Annotated in this window: 34 protein-coding genes and 1 tRNA gene; 10 read left to right on the top strand and 25 right to left on the bottom strand. The window is 25.8% G+C overall.

Features of this window, described 5'->3' with window-relative positions:
• Positions 1-1,296: a glycosyltransferase family 2 protein gene (locus tag MJ2HA_RS00770; protein ID WP_258393367.1), complete on the bottom strand. Its 1,296-nt coding sequence runs from the start codon at positions 1,294-1,296 to the stop codon at positions 1-3.
• Between the two features lie 39 nt (positions 1,297-1,335).
• On the opposite strand from MJ2HA_RS00770, the gene MJ2HA_RS00765 reads away from it, so the two are divergent.
• The gene (locus MJ2HA_RS00765; RefSeq protein WP_258393366.1) at positions 1,336-2,022 is read left to right on the top strand and encodes a metal-dependent hydrolase; all 687 of its coding nucleotides are present in this window, start codon (positions 1,336-1,338) and stop codon (positions 2,020-2,022) included.
• Between the two features lie 243 nt (positions 2,023-2,265).
• Here MJ2HA_RS00765 and MJ2HA_RS00760 read toward each other — a convergent pair whose 3' ends face one another.
• Complete coding sequence (locus MJ2HA_RS00760; RefSeq protein ID WP_258393365.1) at positions 2,266-2,418, bottom strand: hypothetical protein; 153 nt, start codon at positions 2,416-2,418, stop codon at positions 2,266-2,268.
• Between MJ2HA_RS00760 and MJ2HA_RS00755 the strand changes: the two genes are divergently transcribed.
• Positions 2,405-2,719: a hypothetical protein gene (locus MJ2HA_RS00755; RefSeq protein ID WP_258393364.1), complete on the top strand. Its 315-nt coding sequence runs from the start codon at positions 2,405-2,407 to the stop codon at positions 2,717-2,719. The genes MJ2HA_RS00760 and MJ2HA_RS00755 overlap by 14 nt on opposite strands.
• Here MJ2HA_RS00755 and MJ2HA_RS00750 read toward each other — a convergent pair.
• Both MJ2HA_RS00750 and MJ2HA_RS00745 read right to left on the bottom strand, forming a co-directional pair.
• Entirely contained in the window at positions 2,711-3,181 is a 471-nt protein-coding gene (locus tag MJ2HA_RS00750) for an MGMT family protein (protein WP_258393363.1), read from the bottom strand. The genes MJ2HA_RS00755 and MJ2HA_RS00750 overlap by 9 nt on opposite strands.
• A 9-nt stretch (positions 3,182-3,190) precedes the next feature.
• The gene (locus MJ2HA_RS00745; protein WP_258393362.1) at positions 3,191-3,634 is read right to left on the bottom strand and encodes a peroxiredoxin; all 444 of its coding nucleotides are present in this window, start codon (positions 3,632-3,634) and stop codon (positions 3,191-3,193) included.
• An 82-nt stretch (positions 3,635-3,716) separates the two neighbouring features.
• On the opposite strand from MJ2HA_RS00745, the gene MJ2HA_RS00740 reads away from it, so the two are divergent.
• Both MJ2HA_RS00740 and MJ2HA_RS00735 read left to right on the top strand, forming a co-directional pair.
• Entirely contained in the window at positions 3,717-4,148 is a 432-nt protein-coding gene (locus tag MJ2HA_RS00740) for an Lrp/AsnC family transcriptional regulator (RefSeq protein WP_258393361.1), read from the top strand.
• Positions 4,149-4,216: 68 nt separating this feature from the next.
• Positions 4,217-4,849 (top strand): peroxiredoxin, encoded by a 633-nt coding sequence (locus MJ2HA_RS00735; RefSeq protein ID WP_258393360.1) that lies wholly within the window; start codon positions 4,217-4,219, stop codon positions 4,847-4,849.
• Between the two features lie 4 nt (positions 4,850-4,853).
• Here the strand turns inward: MJ2HA_RS00735 and MJ2HA_RS00730 are convergent, their stop codons facing one another.
• The 10 genes from MJ2HA_RS00730 to MJ2HA_RS00685 all read right to left on the bottom strand — a co-directional run bounded on the left by MJ2HA_RS00730 (position 4,854) and on the right by MJ2HA_RS00685 (position 11,298).
• Complete coding sequence (locus MJ2HA_RS00730) at positions 4,854-5,504, bottom strand: hypothetical protein (protein ID WP_258393359.1); 651 nt, start codon at positions 5,502-5,504, stop codon at positions 4,854-4,856.
• A 21-nt stretch (positions 5,505-5,525) separates the two neighbouring features.
• Positions 5,526-5,900 carry a hypothetical protein gene (locus tag MJ2HA_RS00725; RefSeq protein WP_258393358.1) on the bottom strand — a complete coding sequence of 125 codons (375 nt, stop codon included), beginning with the start codon at positions 5,898-5,900 and terminating at the stop codon, positions 5,526-5,528.
• A 6-nt stretch (positions 5,901-5,906) separates the two neighbouring features.
• Positions 5,907-6,524 (bottom strand): superoxide dismutase, encoded by a 618-nt coding sequence (locus MJ2HA_RS00720; RefSeq protein WP_258393357.1) that lies wholly within the window; start codon positions 6,522-6,524, stop codon positions 5,907-5,909.
• Between the two features lie 87 nt (positions 6,525-6,611).
• Positions 6,612-6,860, bottom strand: a complete 249-nt coding sequence (locus tag MJ2HA_RS00715) for a histone family protein (RefSeq protein ID WP_258393580.1) — start codon at positions 6,858-6,860, stop codon at positions 6,612-6,614.
• Positions 6,861-6,933: 73 nt separating this feature from the next.
• The gene (gene map, locus MJ2HA_RS00710; protein WP_258393356.1) at positions 6,934-7,815 is read right to left on the bottom strand and encodes a type II methionyl aminopeptidase; all 882 of its coding nucleotides are present in this window, start codon (positions 7,813-7,815) and stop codon (positions 6,934-6,936) included.
• Positions 7,808-8,131, bottom strand: a complete 324-nt coding sequence (gene cutA / locus MJ2HA_RS00705) for a divalent cation tolerance protein CutA (RefSeq protein ID WP_258393355.1) — start codon at positions 8,129-8,131, stop codon at positions 7,808-7,810. The genes map and cutA overlap by 8 nt, the downstream gene beginning before the upstream one ends.
• A gap of 30 nt (positions 8,132-8,161) precedes the next feature.
• Positions 8,162-8,923 carry a tRNA pseudouridine synthase TruA family protein gene (locus MJ2HA_RS00700; protein WP_258393354.1) on the bottom strand — a complete coding sequence of 254 codons (762 nt, stop codon included), beginning with the start codon at positions 8,921-8,923 and terminating at the stop codon, positions 8,162-8,164.
• A gap of 41 nt (positions 8,924-8,964) precedes the next feature.
• Positions 8,965-10,578: an archaellin/type IV pilin N-terminal domain-containing protein gene (locus MJ2HA_RS00695; RefSeq protein ID WP_258393353.1), complete on the bottom strand. Its 1,614-nt coding sequence runs from the start codon at positions 10,576-10,578 to the stop codon at positions 8,965-8,967.
• 69 nt (positions 10,579-10,647) lie between these two features.
• Positions 10,648-10,720 (bottom strand) — tRNA-Lys (locus MJ2HA_RS00690).
• Positions 10,720-11,298 carry an FKBP-type peptidyl-prolyl cis-trans isomerase gene (locus tag MJ2HA_RS00685; protein WP_258393352.1) on the bottom strand — a complete coding sequence of 193 codons (579 nt, stop codon included), beginning with the start codon at positions 11,296-11,298 and terminating at the stop codon, positions 10,720-10,722. The genes MJ2HA_RS00690 and MJ2HA_RS00685 overlap by 1 nt, the downstream gene beginning before the upstream one ends.
• A gap of 125 nt (positions 11,299-11,423) precedes the next feature.
• Here MJ2HA_RS00685 and ftsZ point away from each other — a divergent pair, with 125 nt between their 5' ends.
• Complete coding sequence (gene ftsZ / locus MJ2HA_RS00680) at positions 11,424-12,506, top strand: cell division protein FtsZ (RefSeq protein WP_258393351.1); 1,083 nt, start codon at positions 11,424-11,426, stop codon at positions 12,504-12,506.
• Here ftsZ and MJ2HA_RS00675 read toward each other — a convergent pair.
• Both MJ2HA_RS00675 and MJ2HA_RS00670 read right to left on the bottom strand, forming a co-directional pair.
• Positions 12,499-12,936, bottom strand: a complete 438-nt coding sequence (locus MJ2HA_RS00675) for a transcription elongation factor Spt5 (RefSeq protein WP_258393350.1) — start codon at positions 12,934-12,936, stop codon at positions 12,499-12,501. The two genes, ftsZ and MJ2HA_RS00675, sit on opposite strands and share 8 nt — an antisense overlap.
• Positions 12,918-13,103, bottom strand: a complete 186-nt coding sequence (locus MJ2HA_RS00670) for a hypothetical protein (RefSeq protein ID WP_258393349.1) — start codon at positions 13,101-13,103, stop codon at positions 12,918-12,920. The genes MJ2HA_RS00675 and MJ2HA_RS00670 overlap by 19 nt, the downstream gene beginning before the upstream one ends.
• A 40-nt stretch (positions 13,104-13,143) precedes the next feature.
• On the opposite strand from MJ2HA_RS00670, the gene MJ2HA_RS00665 reads away from it, so the two are divergent.
• From MJ2HA_RS00665 to xerA, 5 genes are all read left to right on the top strand, one after another.
• Positions 13,144-13,623, top strand: a complete 480-nt coding sequence (locus MJ2HA_RS00665) for a 50S ribosomal protein L11 (protein ID WP_258393348.1) — start codon at positions 13,144-13,146, stop codon at positions 13,621-13,623.
• A gap of 1 nt (position 13,624) precedes the next feature.
• Positions 13,625-13,789, top strand: coding sequence for a hypothetical protein (locus MJ2HA_RS00660; RefSeq protein WP_258393347.1), 165 nt, complete (start codon positions 13,625-13,627; stop codon positions 13,787-13,789).
• Between the two features lie 35 nt (positions 13,790-13,824).
• A complete protein-coding gene (locus MJ2HA_RS00655; protein WP_258393346.1) occupies positions 13,825-14,484 on the top strand; it encodes a 50S ribosomal protein L1 in 660 nt (219 codons plus the stop codon).
• Complete coding sequence (gene rplJ / locus MJ2HA_RS00650; protein WP_258393345.1) at positions 14,478-15,338, top strand: 50S ribosomal protein L10; 861 nt, start codon at positions 14,478-14,480, stop codon at positions 15,336-15,338. Before MJ2HA_RS00655 ends, rplJ begins: the two co-directional genes overlap by 7 nt.
• Positions 15,339-15,881: 543 nt before the next feature.
• Positions 15,882-16,715, top strand: coding sequence for a site-specific tyrosine recombinase/integron integrase (xerA, locus tag MJ2HA_RS00645; RefSeq protein ID WP_258393344.1), 834 nt, complete (start codon positions 15,882-15,884; stop codon positions 16,713-16,715).
• On the opposite strand, the gene MJ2HA_RS00640 is transcribed toward xerA, so the two are convergent.
• Genes MJ2HA_RS00640 through MJ2HA_RS00600 form a run of 9 tightly spaced genes read right to left on the bottom strand, consistent with a single transcriptional unit; the run spans position 16,712 to position 25,435 of the window.
• On the bottom strand, positions 16,712-17,614 hold the full coding sequence (locus MJ2HA_RS00640) for a hypothetical protein (RefSeq protein ID WP_258393343.1): 903 nt from the start codon (positions 17,612-17,614) through the stop codon (positions 16,712-16,714). The genes xerA and MJ2HA_RS00640 overlap by 4 nt on opposite strands.
• Positions 17,611-18,978, bottom strand: coding sequence for a cytochrome ubiquinol oxidase subunit I (locus MJ2HA_RS00635; RefSeq protein ID WP_258393342.1), 1,368 nt, complete (start codon positions 18,976-18,978; stop codon positions 17,611-17,613). The genes MJ2HA_RS00640 and MJ2HA_RS00635 overlap by 4 nt, the downstream gene beginning before the upstream one ends.
• 36 nt (positions 18,979-19,014) lie before the next feature.
• On the bottom strand, positions 19,015-19,500 hold the full coding sequence (locus MJ2HA_RS00630; RefSeq protein WP_258393341.1) for a pyruvoyl-dependent arginine decarboxylase: 486 nt from the start codon (positions 19,498-19,500) through the stop codon (positions 19,015-19,017).
• 32 nt (positions 19,501-19,532) lie between these two features.
• Positions 19,533-20,135 carry an uS7 family ribosomal protein gene (locus MJ2HA_RS00625; protein ID WP_258393340.1) on the bottom strand — a complete coding sequence of 201 codons (603 nt, stop codon included), beginning with the start codon at positions 20,133-20,135 and terminating at the stop codon, positions 19,533-19,535.
• Positions 20,136-20,166: 31 nt separating this feature from the next.
• Complete coding sequence (locus MJ2HA_RS00620) at positions 20,167-20,976, bottom strand: hypothetical protein (protein WP_258393339.1); 810 nt, start codon at positions 20,974-20,976, stop codon at positions 20,167-20,169.
• A 31-nt stretch (positions 20,977-21,007) separates the two neighbouring features.
• Positions 21,008-21,436, bottom strand: coding sequence for a 30S ribosomal protein S12 (locus tag MJ2HA_RS00615; protein WP_258393338.1), 429 nt, complete (start codon positions 21,434-21,436; stop codon positions 21,008-21,010).
• A complete protein-coding gene (locus MJ2HA_RS00610; RefSeq protein WP_258393337.1) occupies positions 21,429-21,701 on the bottom strand; it encodes a ribosomal L7Ae/L30e/S12e/Gadd45 family protein in 273 nt (90 codons plus the stop codon). The genes MJ2HA_RS00615 and MJ2HA_RS00610 overlap by 8 nt, the downstream gene beginning before the upstream one ends.
• Positions 21,702-21,726: 25 nt before the next feature.
• The gene (locus MJ2HA_RS00605; RefSeq protein WP_258393336.1) at positions 21,727-22,815 is read right to left on the bottom strand and encodes a DNA-directed RNA polymerase subunit A''; all 1,089 of its coding nucleotides are present in this window, start codon (positions 22,813-22,815) and stop codon (positions 21,727-21,729) included.
• Positions 22,772-25,435, bottom strand: a complete 2,664-nt coding sequence (locus tag MJ2HA_RS00600; RefSeq protein ID WP_258393335.1) for a DNA-directed RNA polymerase subunit A' — start codon at positions 25,433-25,435, stop codon at positions 22,772-22,774. The genes MJ2HA_RS00605 and MJ2HA_RS00600 overlap by 44 nt, the downstream gene beginning before the upstream one ends.

Below are 25,435 nucleotides of genomic sequence, written 5' to 3'. Positions count from 1 at the left end.
CTATCTATTAATTAACCTATTTATTAAGCTATTGTTCCATTCTAAGCCCCCCCACTTTAATTTCCTACCAAACAATTTATAATAGAAAGAAACAATAATAAATATTGCATTAAAATACAATGATAAAAATAGGTATATTATTGAATAAAATATTAAAGACCTAAAGCTTCTAGATTTATCGATCTTGTGATAAAAAGATAAAAATAATAGAAAATTAATCAATAATAATAAAGAAAATAAATATAAAATTATCAAATTAGTGGAAAATAATTCAAAAATATATGTATTAATATTGAAGCTGTAATTTTGAAATATGTAGAATATATTATAATTTATTAAACTTAGGTATATAAAAAAATTATATAATTGATATAAATATGTGTATAGTATAATAAAAAATGCAACTGGTATTATGAATTGTAATGTAATTGATATACCAAAACCAATTTCTCTTAGATATTCATTTTCTATATCTCTATATTTATTAAAATTCTCTATAAAACCAAGGTACCATCTAGATCTTTGTCTTAATAATTTGATAAATGTATCTGGTGGCTCTGTATATATTATACTTTCCGGACAGTATTTTATCTTAAAACCATTTTTCTGTGCCCTTAAAGCAATCTCCATATCTTCTGTAATATTCTTTTCATCAAATAATCCTATTTTATCAAATACTTCTTTTTTAAATACAGAAAATGGTCCTGGAGCAATAAATAAAGATTCCATAGAATCTAAAGATATTCTAGAAAAATTATATACTACATAATCTATATATTGATATTTTTGAATTATATTATCTGTTTTATTTACTTGTACAGATGGTATGACTATATCTACATCATAAAAATAAAAATATTTTATCATTTTCTTTAGTGAATCTTTCCCAGGTATGGAATCTGCATCTAAAACCACTATATATTCACTATTTGAATTTTTTATTCCAAAGTTTATTGCAGAAGATTTTCCACTATTTTCTTTTCTATATACCTTTACAATGTGATATTTTTCGTATTCTTTTGCTATATTATATGTATTATCAATTGATCCATCATCTACTACTATTATATTTAATTTATCTTTTGGATAATCTAGATTTATTAGTCTATCCAATGTATTTTTTATATTTTTTTCTTCATTATATGCTGGTACAATTATAGAAACCGTAGGATAATCTTTTATATTAGTATCTATATTATCTTGATGATAATTAAATAGAAATATTAGCGTATAAAATGATATTAATAACTCTATACATATAATTATTAATATTATAAATGATATTATATTTATCATCTTTAAAATATATTAAAATTTTAAATATAAAATTATATCATGGTTTATATAAAATGGATAGGACATGCAGCTTTTTTATTAAAAGGTAGTAATGCCAATATATTAATAGATCCTTATATATATAAAAATCCAAGGGCAAGATATAATAAAGAGGATTTAGAGGATATAGATATTATATTAATAACACATGGTCATGCAGATCATTTAGGAGATGCAGTAGAATTATCAGAGAAAAATGACTCCACTATTATATCTAATTATGAAATATCAAAATATATAGAAAAATTTGGTGTAAAGACAATAGGTATGAACTTTGGTGGAAGATATAAATATTCAGGTATAGATATATATTATTTCCCTGCAGTACACTCTTCTAGTATAATTGATGACCAGGATAATATTCTATATCTAGGCAATCCAGGATCTTTTGGTATTATAATAGATGATAGAGTGATATATCATGCCGGCGATACAATGGTCTTTGAGGATATGAAAATAATAAATAAGATATTAAAAAATATAGATCTTGCATTATTGCCAGTTGGTGGCTTTTATACAATGGACATAGAACAGGCTATAATAGCTTCTGAGTATCTAAAGCCAAAGAAGATAATACCAATGCACTATAATACATTTGATCCTATAAAAGCAGATCCAGAAAGACTAAAAGATAAAATAAATTCTGAACTAATCATTTTAAAACCTGGTGATTCAATCGAAATTTAATATATCAAAGGCATTTAAGGATAGTATAATTTTTTACAAAAATAATGTATTATATATTTATATAATATATTTATTCTTAATAATACCAAATATAATTCTATCTATATTCTATAATTCTAGTTATTTCTATTTGATATTTTTGTTAATTATTAATCTACTTTTTTATCCTCTATCAAAAATATCATTATATATATTTATGGAATATAAAAATCTAATAAAATCAATTAGAAAATCTCTAGAATATTATAAAGGTGTAATAATTATATATTTTATTATATCTGGAGTTATGTTTAGTCTTATACTCCTCTCTGCACTTATATCATTGTCTATTAGCCTAATTTTCTTTTTTACATATAAAGTACAATTGATTATAGATGTATTTATGGTATCATTCATAATTCTATCTATATTATCATATATTTATACTAATAAATTCTTTATATCATCTCAATTATATATATTTGAAAATAAGTACATTAAAGAATCTATATATACTTCAATAAAAACAATAAACTACAATAATGCAACTAAAATATTTTTAATAAAGTTTATACTATATTCTATATCTGTAATATCTTTATTATTTCCAGAATTAATCATTAGATTTATATCTATAATTATTTCAGTATACTTTATAATCCCTATAATAAATATATTTTCATATTATTTATATAATCAATATAAAAGTTCAAATTAAATTCAACTTTTTTAATAGTTCCAACTTGAATTTCTTACCTAGAGGCGTGTAATCTCCTATATCTTTTTTACCAATAACCAAATGACATGGAATTAATATTATAAATGGATTATTTTTTAGTGAATAAATTAGAGAATGAATATCTATATTTAATTGCGTAGATAGATCTTTATATGTAATCATTCTATTTAAGTCCAATAATCTAGTATAAACAATATTATTTTTATAAATTTCTAGATCAAATAAAATCTTTTTACCATTAAAATACTCATTTATTTTATTTTGAAAAAATCTATCCAAATTTTCATCGAATATTATATCTCCATCTAAATTATGGTATCTTGCTATATTCTTTAATGTCTTAATTAAAGAATCTTGATTATAATTTAATGAATATCCTAATATTTTCTTGTCTCTTATAATATATCCTGCATAAAGATCATATCCTAAAATACTAATCATAATAAAAAACTACTTTTTGTGGCTTTTTATAATTTCTAGAGACTTATCTGCATGTTCCTTTGCATTTGGTAAAGATTTTAATGTCTCTATTATTTCCATATTTTTATTTACTATATATGTTATCCTTGAAGCACCCTGGCCCCTCTCACTCTTTGCACCTAGCGTATTTATTATTTTTAATTCTTTATCTGCTACTAATGGAAATTCCGCCCCATATTTTTCTGCAAATTTTTTCTGAGTATCAAGACTGTCATTACTTACTCCCAATATTTCTGTATTTAATTTCTTAAATTCTTCATATAACTCTACAAATCTTTTTAATTCTTGTGTACAGCCAGAAGTAAAGGCCTTTGGATAGAAATATACTACCACAAAATCTCTTTGCTTTAATATATCTGATAATTTCATTTTACCTTTTGTTGTGTCAGCCTCAAAATCTTTTACCTTATCCATAACTATATAATATAGAACTATTTTTTAAATTTATAGTTCGAAAATTGTAAATTTTTAAAAAATTTCTAATATATTTCTTATTATGAAAAAACAAAAAATTGATGATATAGATATAAAAATATTAAAATTATTAGAAAAAAATTCAAGAATTTCAAATATGGAAATTTCCAGAAGAATAGGATTATCTGAAGGTGCTATAAGGAAGAGAATAAATAAATTAAAAAAAAATAATATAATAAAAGGTTTTTGTGTAATTCTAGACTACAGTATACTAGGATATAATGTTTCTTGGATTGGATTAAATGTAGAAAAAAATAAGATAATAAATATTATAGATGAGATACCAAAGGATGATAATATAAAAGGTATATATCTAACTTACGGAGATCATGATATAATTATAGAATATATTTACAGAGATAAAAAAGAACTAGAAAATTATATAAAAGAGATAAAAAAGATTGAAGATATAAAAGAGATTTGGCCTGCTATAAATATAGAAAAAGTATACTAATTTTATAATAAATAGAACGAACTCCGTACCAAAATTATATTTATTAAATTTAATTATATATATTTAAAATGGAAGCGAATTTTGAACAACAAATAAAAATAATAGGGATAGGAGATAAAATACCAGAGCTAAAAATAAATGTATATGATCCAGTAGATAAAAAGTTTAAAAACATAGATATATACAAAGAAATACTTAACAAAGGAAAATTTTTAGTTTTATTTTACTATCCGGCAGACTTTACATTCGTTTGCCCGACAGAACTAGAAGATTTAGCCAATAAATATGAAGAAATAAAGAAAGAAAATGCAGAGGTTATATCAATGTCCACAGATACAGTATATACACACTTAGCGTGGCATGCAACAGAAAAATTATTAGAGAACATAAAATATCCAATGGGTGAAGATCATAATGGTAATATTGCTAAGATGTTAAATGTTTATGAATACTCATCTGGAGTATCATATAGAGCTACAATAATTATAGATCCTGATGGAAAAATTGTAGGTATAGAAGTAAATTCAAATGATGTAGGTAGAGATGCTGATGAATTATTAAGGAAAATAAGAGCATTTAAATATGTAAGATCGCATCCAGGAGAGGTATGCCCAGCAAAATGGGGAAAAGATAATAATATAGTACTAAAACCTGGAGAAAATCTAGTTGGAAAGGTATACGAATATTATAAGAAAAAATAGTATATCATATAATACTATTTTTTAAATATGAATAATTATTAAATACTATCTTTTCGTCTAAATATTTTATTAATACACCATTTTCTAAATTTCTCCTAGTATTCTTTAGGATTTTACCAAACAATGTTATGGCTTCTTCATCTTTAATTTTTATATATGAAGAATTAATATCAGGATTTAGACTTATATTATATATTTTATGATCAAAATATAGAAAAGATAAAGAAAAGATCCCATTGGCTCCATCTTCTAGATGTAAAACACCTTTAACATTCATGGATGTAAATAAAGCTATAGATAATAACTCTCTTAATAATTGTATATTAGATAAATAGAATTTATTATAGTTCTTTAATATAGAATATGATTTTTTCTCTACTACAATAAAAGTATCCTCGTATTTAAATAAAGAATCTATATTTACTCTGATATCATACCGCCCACTAACTCCATATTCTTCCATTTCTCCATTATGATCTAATTTATAGCATTGCATATAATTATTACAAATTATTAAATTTTCCCTATCTAAGTCTATTACATTTGCCTCACCATAGTATTTAGAATCCTTTAAAATTTGATCAAGATCACGACCATAAAATGATTTAAAAGGTTCACATAAAGAATAATCTAAAGAATGTTTTTTCTTTTTCATAAAGATTATATATAGAAGAATTTAATAAGGATTTTCACAAATAGACTTATATATATTCCCATATATATTTTTTAATATTTCCGGCTCGAAGGATATATAACTTAATGGCTTTTTAAATATTTTGGAGGATATTAGATTTATAGAATAATTACCCCCTTTTCTTTCTATAAATATATCTAATAAAGGAGAGTATCTTTCATTTTCGAATTTATTAACTCTAATTGAAAAATTTTCTTCTCTTATGCCATTTAATAATCTTTCTAAACCACTATAAAGATCTTTTTTACTTTCTGATTCTTCATCTCCAGTACAATCAAAACTTTTTATATAGATTATATACTTACCTTCATCTTCTTTATTTATAATAGTGTTCTTAGAAGAAAAAATATTTTTCATAAAAAATTATAATCTTAGCTTGCTAAATTTCCTTTCAACAACCGGCCAGTCTACATTATCGAAAAATATATCTACATATCCTTTTCTATTAGATCCGTAATCTAAGTAATATGCATGTTCAAATACATCTAATCCTAATAATAATTTTGAATTTTGTACTACAAATGTATTTTGTTCATCAGATATACTTACTACCAATCTATTCAAATCTTCAGACCATAATAACCAAGCCCATCCCCTCGCTGCCATCGCTGTAGATTTTATTTCTTTTACTAATTTTTCGAATGATCCAAAATCTTTATCTATCTGTGAACCTAATTCTGATCCTGGTTTTCCACCATTTCCACCTAGATGACCAAAGTATATCTCATGATTTATCATACCACCAAATGCTCTTGTCCATTCCACTTTTAATTCTCTCAATGTAGAGTATGTTACGTTTGCAGAGCTATAATCCTCTTCTGTCAAAGACTCTAATTTCTGACTAATCTCATTAAATTTCTTCACATAACCTTCATATATCTTCAAATGCTCTTCTACAGTCTTTGCGGATATTCCTTTCATTTCTAGCAATGTTGGTCTCTCTTTTTTAAAGTCAATAGGTTTCCTCTCAACAAACACCATTATAAATATATATATAATAATTTTTAAAATTTAATGAAAAAGATATAAAATCATTAAAAATTAAATAAATTGATTAAAATGCCTTTTTTACATTCCTCTTAATTCTCTTATTGCCAATCTTATATCATCTTCGTGTATTGTCTTCCTTCCTGCGTGTTTTGATAGTTCTACTGCCCTTTCTGCTATACCTTCAGCTACCTGTAGTACTGCTTCTACCATGGCCAACTTTGCATCTTGACCTATTCTGGATGCTCCTGACTTTCTTAGAACTCTATACAATGGTGCTACTGGAATTGGTGTTGTTCTCTTTGCCATATAATTATAATCTTCGAGGATATATAAAAATCTTTTGGTTATAACAAAAAATGAAAGAAATTTAACATGATCTTAAATTCATGTCCCTATAATTTTAACTCATCATATCAAAAATTTCATTATTTATATAAAATGTTGTTTCAAATTGAGTTACGATCCCATCTCCCTGTTCTATTAGAACTGGGTACTCATAAAGATTTCCATTCTTCTTTAAATATTCTATAGCTATATTTAGATTAATTTTCCCATTATATTTATTATATAACCATCTATAAGCAAAAGGAATAGTATTATAATCTTTATATAGTTCCATAAAAAATCTTCTAATATTTGGATCTCTTATGGGTTTATCAGATATTATAGAGTATATTCCAGATAATGTGTAATCCTCTGCAAATCCTGCCCCATTTGTAGCAAAAGGCTCTACAGCATATGTTCCTTCACTTAATCTTATTTTAGAATTATTATTATAATTAGGTATCGAGACTCCTGCGTGTAAAATGTATCTTTCAATTCTATGGCCTGACAAATTATATATCGGTTTAAATCCTTTAGATTTTATTGTATTATCTATTATCTCTCCAATTTTAGATACTTCTAGATCCTTTTTTATTATTTTTCGTACATTATCCAAAGCTTCTTTACTAGCATCTATTAAATCTTTATATTTATTATCATTTATCTCTACAGTAAAAGCCGTATCGATTATATATCCATTCACATGCACACCATAATCAAATTTTACTACATCTCCATCTTTTATCTTCTTATCATCATTAACTTTTGGGGTATAATGTGCTGCTATATTATTTATTGATATATTGACAGGAAAACCAGGAAAACCTCCCAAATCTATTATTTTTGTTTCTATAGTTTCTGCTATATTATATAAACTTTCTCCGGGTTTTAATAATTTTTCTGCATCATTTCTAATCTTCTTCGCTATACTTGCTGCTTTTTTTAGATCTTCAAGCATTTTTAACTTTTTTAATAGAAGTTTCAAGCTCTAGAATATCTAGATATTCTTTATTAACATCATCTACTTTTATTTCAATTATTTCTGGTACTTTACATATATTCATACTTTTCATAAAATCTTTTAATATATCAAATAATTCTTTTCTTGTACTTATTATTAATAGATCTTGTTCTTCTTCCTTAATATTTTCTTCCTCAATTTTTATCGTACTTACGCTCTTTATAGATATATTTAATGCCAATCTTTTTTCTAATATTTTTCTAGAAATTTCTTTACCTTTTCCTGATGGAACAAAAGATATAACTAATATCATAGATATAATATTATGAAAAAATTAAAATATCTATATTATTATATCCTCTATATATTTATATAATTCTCTCCAGTTTAGATATACTTTTTTTAATATTAAGAATTTTGGATCTGCAGGAAATGGTTTTGGATCTAGATTATACGTAAATACTTTATCAATTAATTCTAAAGGAAATAAATTATAACCCACAGATATTAAAAATGTAATTATTCTCCTTATCATTTCATACAAAAATCTATTTCCTTCCACATAATTTATATAATAATTATCCGAATCTTCTATATTAAATTTATATATAATACAATATGGATTTTCTATTTTTCCTTTTGCAAAATTATGAAAATCTTTATTACCTATAAAATATTTTGATCCTTCCATATATTTATTTATATCAAAATCATTTTGATTAGAATCAATTGATATCTTTTCTAAGTTAGTTAAATACTTTGGTTTATATATCTTGTTAAACAATCCTTTTGGTAAATTATATTGATATAATTTTCCCAAAGAAAATTTTCTAATATTTATGAAATCTGTCAATTTATATGCATTTAATATTTTTATATTATCTAAATTTATATTAAAAGATTTTATTTCAGTATTAGTAGATATTGATATATAATTCTCTTCTGCACTTACACCCTTATCTGTCCTTGATAATATAGATAACTTAAATTCATTTATTTTAAGATTTTTTATTATTTCTCCAGATATTGTTCTAAACTCTTTTTGATATGCAATACCATGATAATTCTCTCCATTATACTTTATTCTTAATAAATAATTATACATAAAATTTTTTCAACATATAATCTTTTATATTTTATCAAAAATTATTGTATAAAAATTTCAGGCATAACTCCATTTGGTGGATATGCACGGACAAGAGTCCAGCCTATATTAACTTGTGTTGTTCCCGTGTAGGGGTCTTGAGAAGCTTGTATAAGCAGAACAAAAGTATTGTTATTGCTACCAGTATATGAATTTGAATTTAATACTACTCCAGATGGAGAAAGCTGATACCAATAAAATCCTGAGCTGTTTAGAATCTGTTCATCTATAAATGTATAATCATATAAAGAACTAGCAGCAGGAACCACAAATGATTCAAAACCTAAATTTGTGGTTGAAGTTTGAAAATTTACAGGTGCCTGGTTCACATAATTTGAATTAGAGAAATATCCATAATCAATACCACCAGCTAAATGAAGCCAAGAATATGCCTCCTTATCTGCTATATCTGAGGAGGTATTTGCACTACTTAACCGAATATACTGCCTTAATCTTATATCGCTACTATTAGAACCATACATATTCTCAAGAGTTTCCCATATAAAAGGATTTGATTGCGTATAGGTTGATTTTGTATAAATCCAAATCCCACCTGCGCCTGATGTAGAACCTGAATATTCAAGTGTTATTCCATTATCTACTGAAATATAACCCGAAGCACCTGATGGAATACTGTTACCATCTATCCATTTATTTACGTTTAAGCTCGTTCCTGCAAAATTGTCATAAAAATTAAATACATATTGTCCATTATCATATAATCCATAGTTTGGACATGTACTCATATTTGTATATCCTTCCGAATAACAATACCAATATGCAGAAATACCTGTGTAAGGGTAATATTGAGAATAATAATTTGTATTATTATTTATTTCCATATAAATAGTTATATTATTATTTGCAGGAATTCCATTTGGTAAATTTGCCCACCAGACATCACAAGAAGCAGTACTTATATTTTCTTGACCTTCATACCATGAATATAATAATCCGTTATTAGAATAAAATAATATATTGGATCCATTAGAATTTATTTCATTATATAAAGTAACATTATCTACATAAGCAAAATTATTACCTACATTAGGATTACCATTACATATAGCAATATCTTGTTGGAAAGGTGTTGGAGTACTTATATTTTGAGTATTGTATATTATTATAGGTAAAGGGTTAGTAAAGTATCCTACAAGATATCCATTACCTAGATTATTATTATTTCCCACTCCTTGATAATCTAAGGTAATTTGTGGATTATTATTATTTGAAGGATTATATATACATAAAGAATTATTTATATAACATGTATCTGTACTACCTTGTAATATAGTATTGTTATTATTACATATAATATTATTACCATTTATACTAACAATATTATTATTTCCATTATTAATAGTTAGTACAGTATTATTATTTATTATTATTGGTATATTACCATTATTATATATAGATATATATAATATATTATTTGAACAATAAGAATTAGTAATAGAGAAAGATATATATTGTGATTGTCTACTTACCTGATTACTAGTAGAAGAAGTTAATCCAGAAAATAATCCGGATAAGAATGCATAAGTTAATCCTGCAATAGCTACAGTAATAACAATAATTAATATAGTAGCTATAATAGGTGATATAGATCTCATAATATAGATATATATTTTAGTAATATATAAACATTATGTAAAAAACTACTATACTTATTTAGAAAGTTCTGGGCCCGGGGGGATTCGAACCCCCGATCTTCGGGTTAAGAGCCCGACGCTTTACCAACTAAGCTACGAGCCCTATTCTATATTATAGTCTTTTATTTCTGATATAAACTTTTTAATAATTTCTTTCTGTTCTTTATTTAAGTCGAGATCTTTTATATTTATAGATATCTTTTTATTATTATCATCTATATTTACTTCTATATTTTTTCTAGTTACATTGTATATAATAGCCAATAATCCAGAAATCTTTTCTTTTAAATCAGTAACTTCTCTATTCAATTTTATAACATATAATAAATCTTTACCAGCATAAGGATGATTAAAGTCTACTAGCACTCTACCACTATTTACAGACCTAACAATACCAATGGAACCATCTACATTTACTACTAAATTAATAACTGGATTTATATTCCTATTGTAAAATTCGGAGACTGGAATTATTTTTACTAGATTTGAATCTCTACTCCCAAACGGTTTTTTTAATAAAAAATTATATTCTTTTCCATATTCTGAAGATGCTAATTTATCCTCTATTTCTTTATGCAATATATTATAACCTAATGGGATAATTACTTCCTCCTGAGTACTTTCCAATAGATTTCCATTTTCATCATATATAGAATATAATATTTCAACCCATTTAGTCATAAAAGAGATTTTATAAAAAAATTTATATATGAAACATAAATATTTTATAATTCATAGGCCATAAATATTCAAAATAGATAATCGAAAAAGAATAAATTTATTAACTTTATTACCAAAAAAATTAAATGGTTGATAATAGTACAGAGATTTTTGATAAAGAACTAGAAGAATATCTTGCTCAAGCTACAAAAAGGATAAAAGTAATAGGATGCGGTGGAGGAGGAAGCAATACAATATCTACACTATATAACATGAATATTGAAGGGCCAGAATTAATTGCAATAAATACAGATGTAAGACATTTACTAATTACAAGAGCACATAAAAAGATATTAGTTGGAAAACAACTTACGAAAGGATTGGGGGCTGGAAAAGATCCAAAAATCGGGGAAGAAGCAGCAAAAGAATCTGAACAAGAGATAAAGAAAGCAATTGAAGGTTCAGATGTAATATTTTTAACATGCGGACTGGGCGGAGGTTCTGGAGGTGGAGTAGCACCTGTAGTAGCAGAAGTTGCTAAAAAACTAGGATCGATAGTAATTGCAATATGTACATGGCCATTTTCTGCAGAAGGTTCTAATATATGGGATAATGCATTATATTCATTGGAAAGATTAGAGAAGAATGTAGATCTACTAGTAATAATACCAAATGATAAATTGCAACAACTATATCCAAATATACCATTAATGCAAGCTTTTAAAGTTGCAGACTCATTATTATCTAATGCATTAAGAGACTTAACAGAATTATTAACAAAACCTGGATATATAAACGTTGATTTTGCAGATTTTAGATCTATAGTATCAAATGCTGGATATGGAATATTTGGAATAGGAGAGTCGAATTCTGAAAACAAAGCAACAGAAGCCGTACAAAGAGCATTAAACAATCCATTAATTGATGTGGATGCAACCGGAGCCAAAGCTGCTTTGGTAAGAGTTGTATGTTCTCCAGATGTAACTCCAGCAGATATAAACAAAATACTAGATACAATAAAATCTGTACTAGATCCTAGAGCAAAATTAATACAAGGTATTTCCTTTGAGGATGATAAGAAAAATTATGTAAAAGTATCTATAACTATAACAAAACTGAAAAATATGCCATCATTTATATTAGGAATAAAAACTGATAATAAACCAGGAGTAGAAAAACCAGAAGAACAGAAAAAGATAGAGAATGAATTGGGTATAGAAGTTATTTAGATTTTTCTACTATCTTTAGATTATTTAAAGGTATACTTAATTGTAATGGAACTGGTACATCTATCAGTTCTATAGATGCTTCCTCCTTCTTATCATCTATATTGATTATTTTCCCCCTCGTGCCCTTAAAAGCACCGGCTAAGATCTCTACTATATCCCCTGGATTTAATTCTACTTTTTCCTCCTCAAAATATTTATTTAATTCATCCATGGATATCTCTTGTGGAATTACTTTTCTAGCATATCTTAGCCCTACTAAAACTCTTTGTATTTCTAGAGAGTTTAACGCCTCTACGAATATATAACCTTTTATTCCTGGTATCTGTAATATAGAATATATCTCCAATTTATTCTTTTTTGCCTCATTTGATATTAGATCCGCTACTACTTCTTCCTTTCCTGATGTTACACTTACAATGTAAATTGGCATACTAATATACTATACTGTAGACTTATAAATATAACCAAGGATATTAAAGCAACCAAGAAGAAGAACAGCAAAGTAACATATGTTAATTTTTTTATGTCCTCCCACCTGGGTTTAGTAGCAGTTTCATAAATTTCTTTCATTTCCATAATATTATTAATAATATCCATAATACTAAATTTTTAAAATATATTTTTAAATTCTAATTGAATGGGAAAAGAAACGATTGAACTATTGATTGAAGGCGGAAATGCTAAACCAGGACCAAATATAGGACCAAAACTAAGTCAATTAAAATTAAACGTCGGAGAGATTATAAATAAAGTAAATGAAGCTACTAAAGAATTTAAAGGACTACAAGTACCAGTAAAGATAATTGTAGATACTGAAACAAGAAAATATGAAATTGAAGTCGGTCTACCACCAACATCATCATTATTAAAAAAAGAAGCAAAGGTTGAAGTAGCAAAGAGAGTTACTGGTACAGAGATAACAGGGAATATAACATTAGAACAAGTAATAAATGTAGCCAAATTAAAAATGAAAGACTTAAATACTATAGATCTAAAATCTGCAGCAAAATTGGTACTAGGAACTGCTTTATCATTAGGATTTACTGTTGATGGAAAGAATCCAAAAGAGGTAATTAAAGAAGTTAATGAAAATAAATATGATAATTTAATGAAGTAGTATGTCTTTATTATATAATATTATATTTTTTGTAATAGGATTTATTGCTGGTGTTGCAATATCTTTATTATTAATTACTTATATAATTAAAAGGTATATAAGAAAAACATTTGCAGGTACTTTTAGTATTGAAGACCTGATAAATAAGTTTATGAGAGGCCCGTAATAAACTTTTAAATATTTTTTATATTTCTCTTTTTTATGGATGCTAAAGAGATAGAAGCAATGATACAAAAATCCAAAAAAAGAAATTTTAAACAAACCATAGAGTTAATAATAAATCTAAAGAAAAGTTATGATCTAAATAAAGCCGAAAATAAATTTACAGAATATTTTGAATTGCCAAAAGGAAAAGGAAAGAAATCAAAGATAGCAGCAATCGTAGGCCCAGAATTAGAAAAATCTGCTAAAGAAATATTCGACTTTGTCTTAGTTAAAGATAATATTAAGGATTTAGGTCAAAATAAAAGAGAAATAAAGAAAATAGCTAAAAAATATTATATATTTGTTGCCCAATCTTCTGTTATGCCCGATGTAGGTAAATTCTTAGGAAGGTATTTAGCTGCAAGAAATAAGATGCCAAATCCAAAATATGGAATGATATTTCCAGATAATATAACTCCAGAATTTTTAAAAAATCTATATGAAAAGATGCAAAAGATGGTAAGGATCACAATAAAGAACCATATTACATTTGGTATAATAGTAGGAAGCGAGGATATGTCCCCAGATGATATAAAGGAGAATATAAATGCTGTAATAGGCTTTTTAATTAATAGAATACCCGGAGGTAAAAATAGTATTAAAAGTATATATTTAAAGCAAACAATGAGTAAATCAATAAAAGTATCACAATGGTAGCTAAACAAAAATTAGAGTATGTAGAAAATTTGTATAATATTTTAAGCAAAAATCATTTACTAGCAATAGCAAATCTAGTAGAGACACCTACAAGTGCATTACAAAAAATTCGAAAAAATTTAAAATCACAAGGATTCTATTTAAAAACTGTAAGAAAAAACCTATTTATAAGGACATTAAAAAATCTAAATGATAAAAATTTAGAAAGTTTAATAAAAGAATTAGAAGAAAATAAAAAAATAACAATATTATTGATAATACCAAGTAAAGAAATAAATCCATTTATACTAAATAAAATATTAGAAGAAAATAGATCCTATAGGGCAGCTAGGATAGGAGATATATTAGAAGATGATGTAATGATAAAAGCCGGACCAACAAATTTAACACCAGGTCCTGTATTAACAGAATTAAAGAAGTATAATATAAAAACAAAAGTAGAGAATGGAAAGATAGCGATCGCAGAAGATTGTATAGTAGCAAAAAAAGGAACTAAAGTAGATGAAGGTCTAGCTTCATTACTACAGAAGTTCAATATAACACCAATTCCAGTAAAAGTAAGATTATTATTATTCTATGATGGAAAAGTATTATATAATCAAGAAGTACTATCTACTCCATTAGAAAAATATTTAGAAGAACTAAATCTGGCATTTAAGTACTCATTAGGATTGTCTATTAATATAGGATATCCAACTAAGGAAAATATCAATATATTATTAGAGAATACATACAAAAATAGTATAAAATTATCATTAAATCTGGGTGTAATATCAAAAGATAATGTAAGATTCATATTATCAAGAACATATAATATAGCAAATAAATTAAAGCAAAAATTAAATATACAATAATTTTTTGAAGATTCCTCTTTAAAACTAATTAATTAATAAAATATTTTTGGTAATGCAAAAAGATATAAATATATCAAAAAATTAGTAGATATAAAATTATGGAAAGAATTTATTACTCTATTTTTAAATTTTATATATTAGATCGAGGTATATTATAGACCGTATTAGAATAAATATTACCAGGTGTTGAAAAATAATAAAAATAGATGGCCTTCATAGAAATATTTTTATAATATCAGTCTATATATTTATAGAGGAAATTTACATATATTGCGGTGCTTTTTGATGGAGAGGTAGTATATTGATAAAATAATCTTAATGATATTAAAATTTATCTAAAGTATTGGAAAATAAAAAAGATATCAATCATAAAATTTTATAATCAGAGCAGTCGTCTTCATCATCCAGTCAGTTTCAAGCCAACTACATCATTTTTATACCCTACTGTGAGGAACTAGTTCATATTATCCCCAGTGCATGCCAAGTAGGGATATTAAAATTTTTGATTTAAAATTTTTATATCATAAAGTTTCTTAGTTTTGTATGGAGAGCATATTAGAACAATACAAAGTTTGGTTGGAGATCCAAGGAAAATCAAAAAATACAATAAAAACATATAATATAATTGTAAAAACCTTCCTAAATTTTATAAAAAAGTATTTAAATTTAAATGATATAGATCAATTTACCATAAATACATATATAGATAAAAATTTAATATTTAGATTTTTAGCAGATGAAAAGATAAATAAAAAACTAGATTCTAACTCATTAAGATTATATATTAGGGGTATAGCATCTTTATTAAGGTTTCTGGATAATGAAAATCTGGCTAAACAAATTAAAGCCCCAAAAGTAGATAAAAGATTACCAAAATTTATAACATTAGAAGAATTTCAAAGGCTAATCAATGCTGCCGAAAGTTATAGGAATAGACTAATAATTGAATTTTTATTCTATACTGGTGTTAGAGTTTCTGAACTAGTAAAAATAAAGAAAGATGATATAATATTTGAAGAGGGATTAGTAAAAGTTCTAGGAAAAGGGGGCAAAGAAAGAATAGTACCCATACCAAAGGAGTTATTAAATAGAATAAAAGATTATATAGAAGATTTAGATTCCAATATAATATTTCCACTATCATCAAGACAGGTAGAGAGAATTATCAAAAGAACAGCAATAAAAGCAGGAATAAATAAAAAAGTTACTCCACATGTATTAAGACATTCATTAGCAACAACATTATTATCTAGGGGAATAGATATAAGATATATACAAGAATTATTAGGTCATAGTTCTTTATCCATAACTCAAATATATACTCATGTCGTACCCAACCAATTAAAAGAAATATATAAAAAAGTATTCGATTCTTAATCTAATATAGATTTTATCTCAAATAAATATATAGAAAATATTGCAACTATAATAAATATGGACACTACAAATTCTGCAGATAATAATATATTACTTTGAGTAATTATATTTTGTATATTAATAATTTTAAATAGATAAGGAAATATCATTATACTTACAATAATGGAAGTAAAGTAATGTGATAATACATATATTATTCTTTGTATATATATTCTAACCTTAACAAGTAACATTAATATAAATAATACTAAAGGAATAATTAAGTAATAAACATATATAGATCTAGTAAATAAGGCTAGATCAATAATAAATAATATATAACCTATTATAGAATATCTTTTATAACTGTCTATTCCAAATATATATCCTAAAAATCCAAGAGAAGATAAGATTGTAGATATCAATAATAATAAATTAAAATAATTAAATATAATATATATATTCCAATTTATTATATTACCCGATAATCCTATTATACCTATACCAGTAATACCTGCACTTACCAATGTAATCATTATTATTCCTAAAAATAAAGTTGCTATTGTATAAATTATTAAACTACTTTTATTATATTTATTCTTAAATGTTAATCCTTCAAATATTCCTATATTTATATTCCTAAATATAAAGAAAAATAATATTAAAAATATAAATATATAAAAAGAATAAGCAACCGGAATTAACAGATTAGGAGCTATTGCTTCAAATTGTACAACTAAAAATACAATTGTAGTTCCAGTAATCTCCCATGATGATAAAAACAAATTTTCATATTTCTTAAATAAATCCTTATTAATAAAATAAGAACAAGATAATCCAAGTTCCAACCATAAAAATAATATTATAGTTGCTATAATTGCGCCCAATAATACAAAAAAATATAATAAATAATTTATCATTCTAATCTATCAATGAAATATTTCTTTATGGCCCATAATGTTGAAAAGAATAATATAATATATATTATCTGAAATGTAATTGCTACTGGAACAACACTGGGATTAAGATTCGCTGCATCCTTTGTTAATAATATATTATATATTGTCCATGGCTGTCTACCTACTTCTGCAGCTATCCATCCTGTTTCTACAGCTATAATAGAAAATAAAGCTAATATTATAGAAGCATACAATATTAATTTATTCAAATAAAATGTATATCTAGGATTTAATGTAAATTTTTTATCTTTATTATTATCTTTTCTAGATAATATTTGAGATAATAGCATATATCCAGCTCCTAGGAATATTATAAAACCTAGAATTGCCATAATATCAAAAGAATTATGTGATACAGTAATATCAGCAGGAGATGCTATATTAGATTCATTTGGTAAAATACCTGGAACAACAGTATTTGGATTAAAATGCTCATGTAATAATAAACTTTGTAAATCTGGTACTGATATATAATTTTCTAATGTATAATTAGGACTAATAAATCCAAACAGATTTTCAGAAGCATGCGAGATATTTCCATTAACATTTGCTTCTAAGACTGCATACTTAGTTGGTTGATATACAGATAAAGTATCTATAGAACTTATTCCATATAATCCTGTAACTAATATTGATATAAAAAATATTGGAGTGACTATTTTCATAATTTTTCCGTATATATCTATTTTATTTAGATCTTTTTCTCTTAATATATGATATGCTATTATAGCAATAAAAAAAGAAACTCCAAATGTTAATGATGCTAAAACTCCATGACCTGTTTCAATAAATTGTATAGGTGTAAAAAATATTGCATAAGGATCTGTATCAATTATTTGTCCATTAATATATTGTACCCCTACAGGATAATTCATAAAAGAGTTTAATGTTATTATTAATACTCCAGACATTGCAGCAAAGAATCCTACTAAATACATAAATATTGGATGCCATATTGAATTTCCATACTTCTTCCAAGAATATAGATATAAACCTAAGAATAAAGATTCTATAAAAAATGCACCTACTTCTATATATAAAGATATTATAGCAGTATTTGATATTATTTGCATAAATTTTGGAAATAAAGTTGCCATTTCTACAGCTACTATAGTTCCAGATAAGGTACCAATTGCAAATAAAGCTAAAATAATAGTACTCAACCTTTTTACTAGATAATTTATTTTAGAATCTTTTTTTAATACTCCGTACAGTTCTATAGTACCCAATGCAAATGGCATACCTATACTTAATGATGATATTATAATATGAACAGCAAGTGAAGATGCAAAGACAGCTCTATCTATATCATATACAGGAAACATAAATAAAATACTATTATTAAAATTATATAAATATTTCTAAAAAATAAATACAGCAGCGGATATAACAGTAGTATAATCCTCCACTATTGACTTATTAAATATTTCAAAGTTACTATCAATATCAATATTAAAGGCTGTTTCTAGCATAAATCTTGCTTTATTCTTTGCATAATTGTCTTCCCTACCAGTATAATATCCATGATATTCGGTAAAATAGCCATTATAATCTTTATTCTTTGGTAATGCAACGCCAACCGAAGAATATATTTCTTTATTATTTATATTAGAACTAAATCTTGATAATACTGTAAATACAACCTGTCCAGGATTTAGATATTTTAAACCTTCATCAATATCTACTATCTCTATTCTTGGAGGCGCAATACTAGATACAGGAACTAAATTAAATTTCTCTATTTTAGCATTTCTTAATGCAAGTTCAAAACTTAATAATTCATCATCTGCTACCCCTATACCTTTAGTAAAAAATACTTTTTTTGGAACCAGACTCCGCTCAGGCATAAAATTAAAATTGATATTATATATTTAAAAAACTATCTAGAAGAAGAAGCTAGTCTCTCCAGCTCTAATTTCTTTTGGATGGCATAGGAATCTGTAGAATTTTTATATGCTAGTATTATTTCTCTAGAAAGAGCACTAACCATATCTTTTTTATTTCTAGAATTATGATATGCTCCCCATATTATAAATCTTATAGCTAGATCTATTCTCCTTAAGGGTGATATATCTACAGCTTTTGGATATCTAGATCCACCCATTTCTATATTAGTTATTTCTTCTCTTGGAGCAGCATTTTCAATCGCTTTTACCAAGATTTTTATTGGATTTTGCTTTGTTTCATTTTCTATTATTTCAAATACTTTTACTAATATACTTAAATTTTTATAATACTCTCCGGAAGCATAATAAGAAGTGAATCTATGCTTACTACCAAAATGACCTGGAGTCATCATTCTACCGATAAATCTCTCTATTATTGGTATATTTCTCCTTCCAAATCTTTTATTTTGATACCTACCACCTGTTTTCGGAACAACCCATGCTCTAGTATTCATAAAAGCTTTTAGTGTATCATCTTCTAATTCAATTTCATATTTCCATCTTCCAAGAAATTTTAAATCATTAATATCTACCATTGATAAAATTATCAAAAAATAATTTAAAAATCTATTTCTCTTCCTTTATTACTCTATATAGTTGCGGTATTAACAAAAGCACAAATAAAATCACAAATCCTAAAGCAAATACATATTCAACCGATGCAGATGCTGTAGAGTAACCAACTGTTAGTATAGATAGGGAACTTATAATAAATATAGAATATATAAATAATTGTACAAATGGCTTTATCTTATTATAATAATCATTTTCTTCAATATTATTTGTTATATATCTCATTATAATAAATGCAATAGATAATATTACAAATACTCCCATTATATTTTTAAATAAAGTATTTGTCAATCCAAGTAAATTTAATGAATATACTGTAACAACCCACACAAATCCGATAAATAACAATAATCTTAATAATGTAGCTATATCCTCATTATACCCCCTTATTAATAGATAGAGATATGAAGTAATTAATACTGCAAATACTAGACCAACAATTATTATAAAGAATACTATAACTATTGATAATAGATAACTTGCTACCAAATTAATCACACTAATTAAAGAAGATATATAACTATATTCTGTAGTAGTTAATATACTTGGTAATAAATTAAATACGGAATTAAATACGTATATACCAACTACTATTGCTATTAAATATGATAATACCTTACCTATATCTACTTTTGGAATACTACTGAATGTTTCTGATAAACCCTGGTATAGTTTTCCAATATATTTGCCAATATACATACTTAATATCATATATACTATCCAGCCAATAAAAAATCCAATTACTACGGATAATATTATAAAAACAATATAATATCCTACACTAACCAAAAGATCAATTACCATAAGATAATACTATAAAAAACATATATAAACTTTACCTTCTTGCTTTTTCTATTTTACCAGATCTTAATAATCTTAATGGTTGTCCATTAACTAGAACAACCTTATATCTAACTCCTGGAATCGAACCAATAGTTCTACCTTTTGGTCCTCCTATACCGACTAATAATACTTCATCATGCTCGTCTATATATTTTATAGCCTTATCTCCAGGAGCAAATGCAGTAATTACCTTACCATTTTTCTTTAATTGAACCCTTATACATTTTATCATACCAGAATATGGCTGTCTTTTTTCAATTTGAACCTTTTCTAGTACAATTCCAGATGCCATTGGAGATCCTTCAAAAGGATCATATTTTTCTTTTAATCTTAATACTCTCTTTTTCCAATCTTTTTTACTCCATCTAAATTTTTTCCTATTTTCTATTAATTTCTTTGCAGCATATAAACCATTACCCATTTATTATAGATATAACGGAAATTTTAAATGGCTTTTTCAATAGAATACCAATCTCTTCATTTGTATAGTTTAGATATTCTATTTCAAAATTCGACAATTTCGAGTAGTATTCTATATCCTTCTTTGTGTCTTCTGGTACATTTTTAGCTAAAAAGACCTTTTCTATTTTATTATTTTTTATCATCTTTATAGTTTCTTCAGTACCTATAATTATTTTATTATTTATATCATTTAACCCTCTTCTTATATCATCAAAACTGACCATCTAAATAGAATTACAAAAAATATTTTTATTCTTTATTTTTAGGAGCCTGATAAAATATATTATATAGACCAGTTCCTAAGAATATTGGCTGATTTATTATAATATTATCTATACTAGATAATACAGGATCAGATTCTCCCATCATTGATGCTCTCATAAATATAGGTATTGGTGTCTCAAAAGCTGCCTTTGATAATACAGAATCCTTTTCCGCATGTAAACCATATCTATTTATTCCTAAATATGATCCATACCATGTCAATACATCTGCTAATAGCATAAAATGCCTATTATCTACATTTAATCCTTGATCATTATATAATTTCTTTATCTCATTAAATATAGCATTTCTAGCAGCTTCAATACCTAATATTTTTTCTATTTCTTTTATATCATTCGTATAAACTTTCGTATAATCTACTTCAGGTATTTTCATAACCTCCTGTAGATTAGACCCAATAGCATATAATATATATTCATTATTTTCCTGAGAAATAGTTACATCTTTTATTCCTTTTATTCCTTTTATTAGCATTTTTTTAATATTGTCTTTTAATAAATATAATTCACTTGGTTTCCCTTTCTTCAAAATAACTTCCACAATATTGTTATCTGAGTTTACTGTATATCTTTTTAATCTCTTCTTTAATAACTTTATCAGTTCTGTTTTGTTTATATCCTCCATATTCATTTTATTTTCATCTAATTCTATTATAATCTTATTCTCAAATATATCAATAGAAACCTCCTGTATTAAATCCTCTAGTAATAATTCCTTTAATTTTTTAGCAACATCTTCTGCAACTTTTATATCATTTTTGTATTCATCTAATAATCTTATAATCATATATCTACCTTTCATCTTTTTTCTAGCATCTGTTATTTCTACTAATCTTGGCAGACCTAAAGAAGCTTGTGACTGAGCAATACCTACGAAATGGAAAGACCTTAATATCATCTGAGTTGTTGGCTCTCCTATAGACTGTGCTGTGATAATACCTATTGGTTCTCCAGGATCTATTTTCATCTTATTATAAAAATTTTCTACTAAGCTATATAATTCTTTATTATTACTTTTTTCTACTTCTTCTTTTATCCTTTTTGGTAGATCCATCTCCTATATTTTCTTTTGAAGTTTTTAAAATTTGGGCCAATAATTTCACATCTAAAGTTCCGCTTATAGATTTATGCACTGCAATCGCATCGTCTCCATATAAAAACTGTACAATTCTTCCATATGAATCCTTTATAGATAGATCTGAATTTACATGTATATCATATAGACTTAAAACTAACCTCCTATAGAAATATCCTGCCTGAGCAGTCCTTATAGCAGTATCCATAAGTGCATCTCTACCGGGCAATGCATGGAAAAACATTTCCCAAGGTTTTAATCCTTCTCTATAACTACTAATTACCCATCCATAATATAGTGGATGATATTTATCTTTTTCAAATATACTTAAATTTCTTCCTTTATAACCAAAATTTACGAATTTACCTCTAAAAGCCTGAAAACCCAATGATCCAGCCATTCTAACAGCATTATCCCAATCTCCTCTTGCACCAGTAATAGACATGATATAAGTACCAGTATCCTTTTTCATATCTCTCCTTAATATATCTTGTATGGAAGATATACTAGATGCTATCTGCTGCATTGAAACTAATTCATATGTTTCTAATAATGATTTCCCTCTAACTCTCTCCAAGGTTCCATTTCTAAAGCTATTATATAGTTTATCTATGCTTTCTTTGGTCTTTTTAATATTCTCTTCTATCTCTTTCTTACCTTCTTCTGATATATCGAAATCTGAAATTGCTAATGTTAATCCTAATATATATTGATAATATATACCTAGTAAACTATATTTTTCTAGTAGGGATGCAAGATATTCTTTTCCATATAAATTATATAATACTACAAATAATTTCCCTTTTTCTGCTTTTGTGAGACTAGAATCTAATGATCCTCCAACTATTAAACCATTTCTTATATCTATTTTATCCGATTGCATTGTAAAGTCATCCGGTAAAAATACTGATGCTACCTCTTTACCTGTTAGATAATCCCTTCCTTCTTTTTTAGCATTTTCTATAAATCTTGATAATTTTTTCAAGTCTTCTTCTCCTGCATTAGATATATAGACTAGTTCAGATGCTAAACCAAATGATAATTTTACATCATCTTGAGTTATCAAATATAATCCCGTGATCATTTCTTGAGTCATACCTGCTACGAAATTACCATGTCTTGGAGATATAAAATTATTTGATATTTCTACTAATAATTCGGCTTCTGCTCTTGATTCTTCGCTTCTTGGAACAAATAAATTCATTTCATCTCCATCAAAATCTGCATTATATGGTTTGACTACTGTAGGACTTATCCTAAATGTATTTCCAGGCAATACTTTAACATAATGAGCCATCATTGATAATCTATGTAATGATGGGTATCTTAGAAATAGGACAATATCACCATCCATTAAATGTCTTTCTACGATCCATCCAGGCTCTATTAATGAAGCGAGAGTTTCTTTATTTTCTTCAGTAATAATCCTCTTTCTTCCATCTGGAGAAGCTACATAATTAGCTCCTGGATATTTATTTGGACCATTTAATATATATTCCTTCATCTTTTCTATATTCCACTTAGTTACTTTCTCTGATATTGTTAACATCTTAGCAATATATATAGGGACACCAACTTCATTCGATTTTATTTTTGTATCAGGTGAGATTACAGCCCTAGAACTAAAGTTAAGTCTTCTACCCAATAAATCATGCCTTATTATGCCATCTTTACCAACAATTCTTTCAACTAAAGATTTTAATGGCTTGCCAGATCTATATTCAGATACAGGAATTCCTGGCATTGTATTATTGAAGTAAGTAATAATATGGTATTGTAATAAACTGTATAAATCATCTACAATTACTTGAGGAGCACCTGTTGTAATTGTTTCTTTTAACCTTTGATTAGTTCTAACAATATCTACCAATTTATGAGTTAGATCATCTTCTGATCTTTCACCTGTTTCCAGTACTATTGAAGGTCTAATAGTTACAGGTGGAACTAGTAAAACTGTTAATATCATCCATTCTGGTCTAGAAAATGAAGGATGAAAACCAAGTATATATAAATCCTCATCCTTTATCTTTTCAAATATTGCCCTGATTTCTGTAGGATATACTTTTCTTTCTAAATTTTCCTCTTTAATATAAAAATTATAAGGCTTTCTAAATTCTATTTTCTTATTTTCAAATGAACAATAAGGACATTTACTCCTTCTTTTAGATCTATAATAAACAAATTTTATTATAAATTTATACATTAAATTCCAATTTCTATTATTTCTATATCTTTCAACTTTTTTAATTGCAAAATCATATTCTTGTTTAGTTAATTTTACTCTCCCACAATTTTGACAAACTACATTTACTAACTCTTTAACTGTAGATATAAATTCCGGATGTATTACTGGTCTTGCTAATTCTATATGACCAAAGTGTCCTGGACATTTATTTACAGTTTTTCCGCATGTTTCACATACATAACTTGGATCTACTACTCCTAATCGTAAGTCCATCAATCCTCCTCTTATCGGAGTACCATCTTCGTCGTATAATTCTGGTACTATTATTTTTGCAACAGATAGTTTTCTCATTGTATCCGGACTTAATAAAGAATACTGTAGTTCAGAAATTCTTTTTGGAAATATATCCGCCAT

Source organism: Nanobdella aerobiophila (assembly GCF_023169545.1).
Lineage (GTDB): Archaea > Nanobdellota > Nanobdellia > Nanobdellales > Nanobdellaceae > Nanobdella > Nanobdella aerobiophila.
Note: the sequence above shows the minus strand (reverse complement) of the source record. Positions and strands in the feature narration are given on the sequence as shown.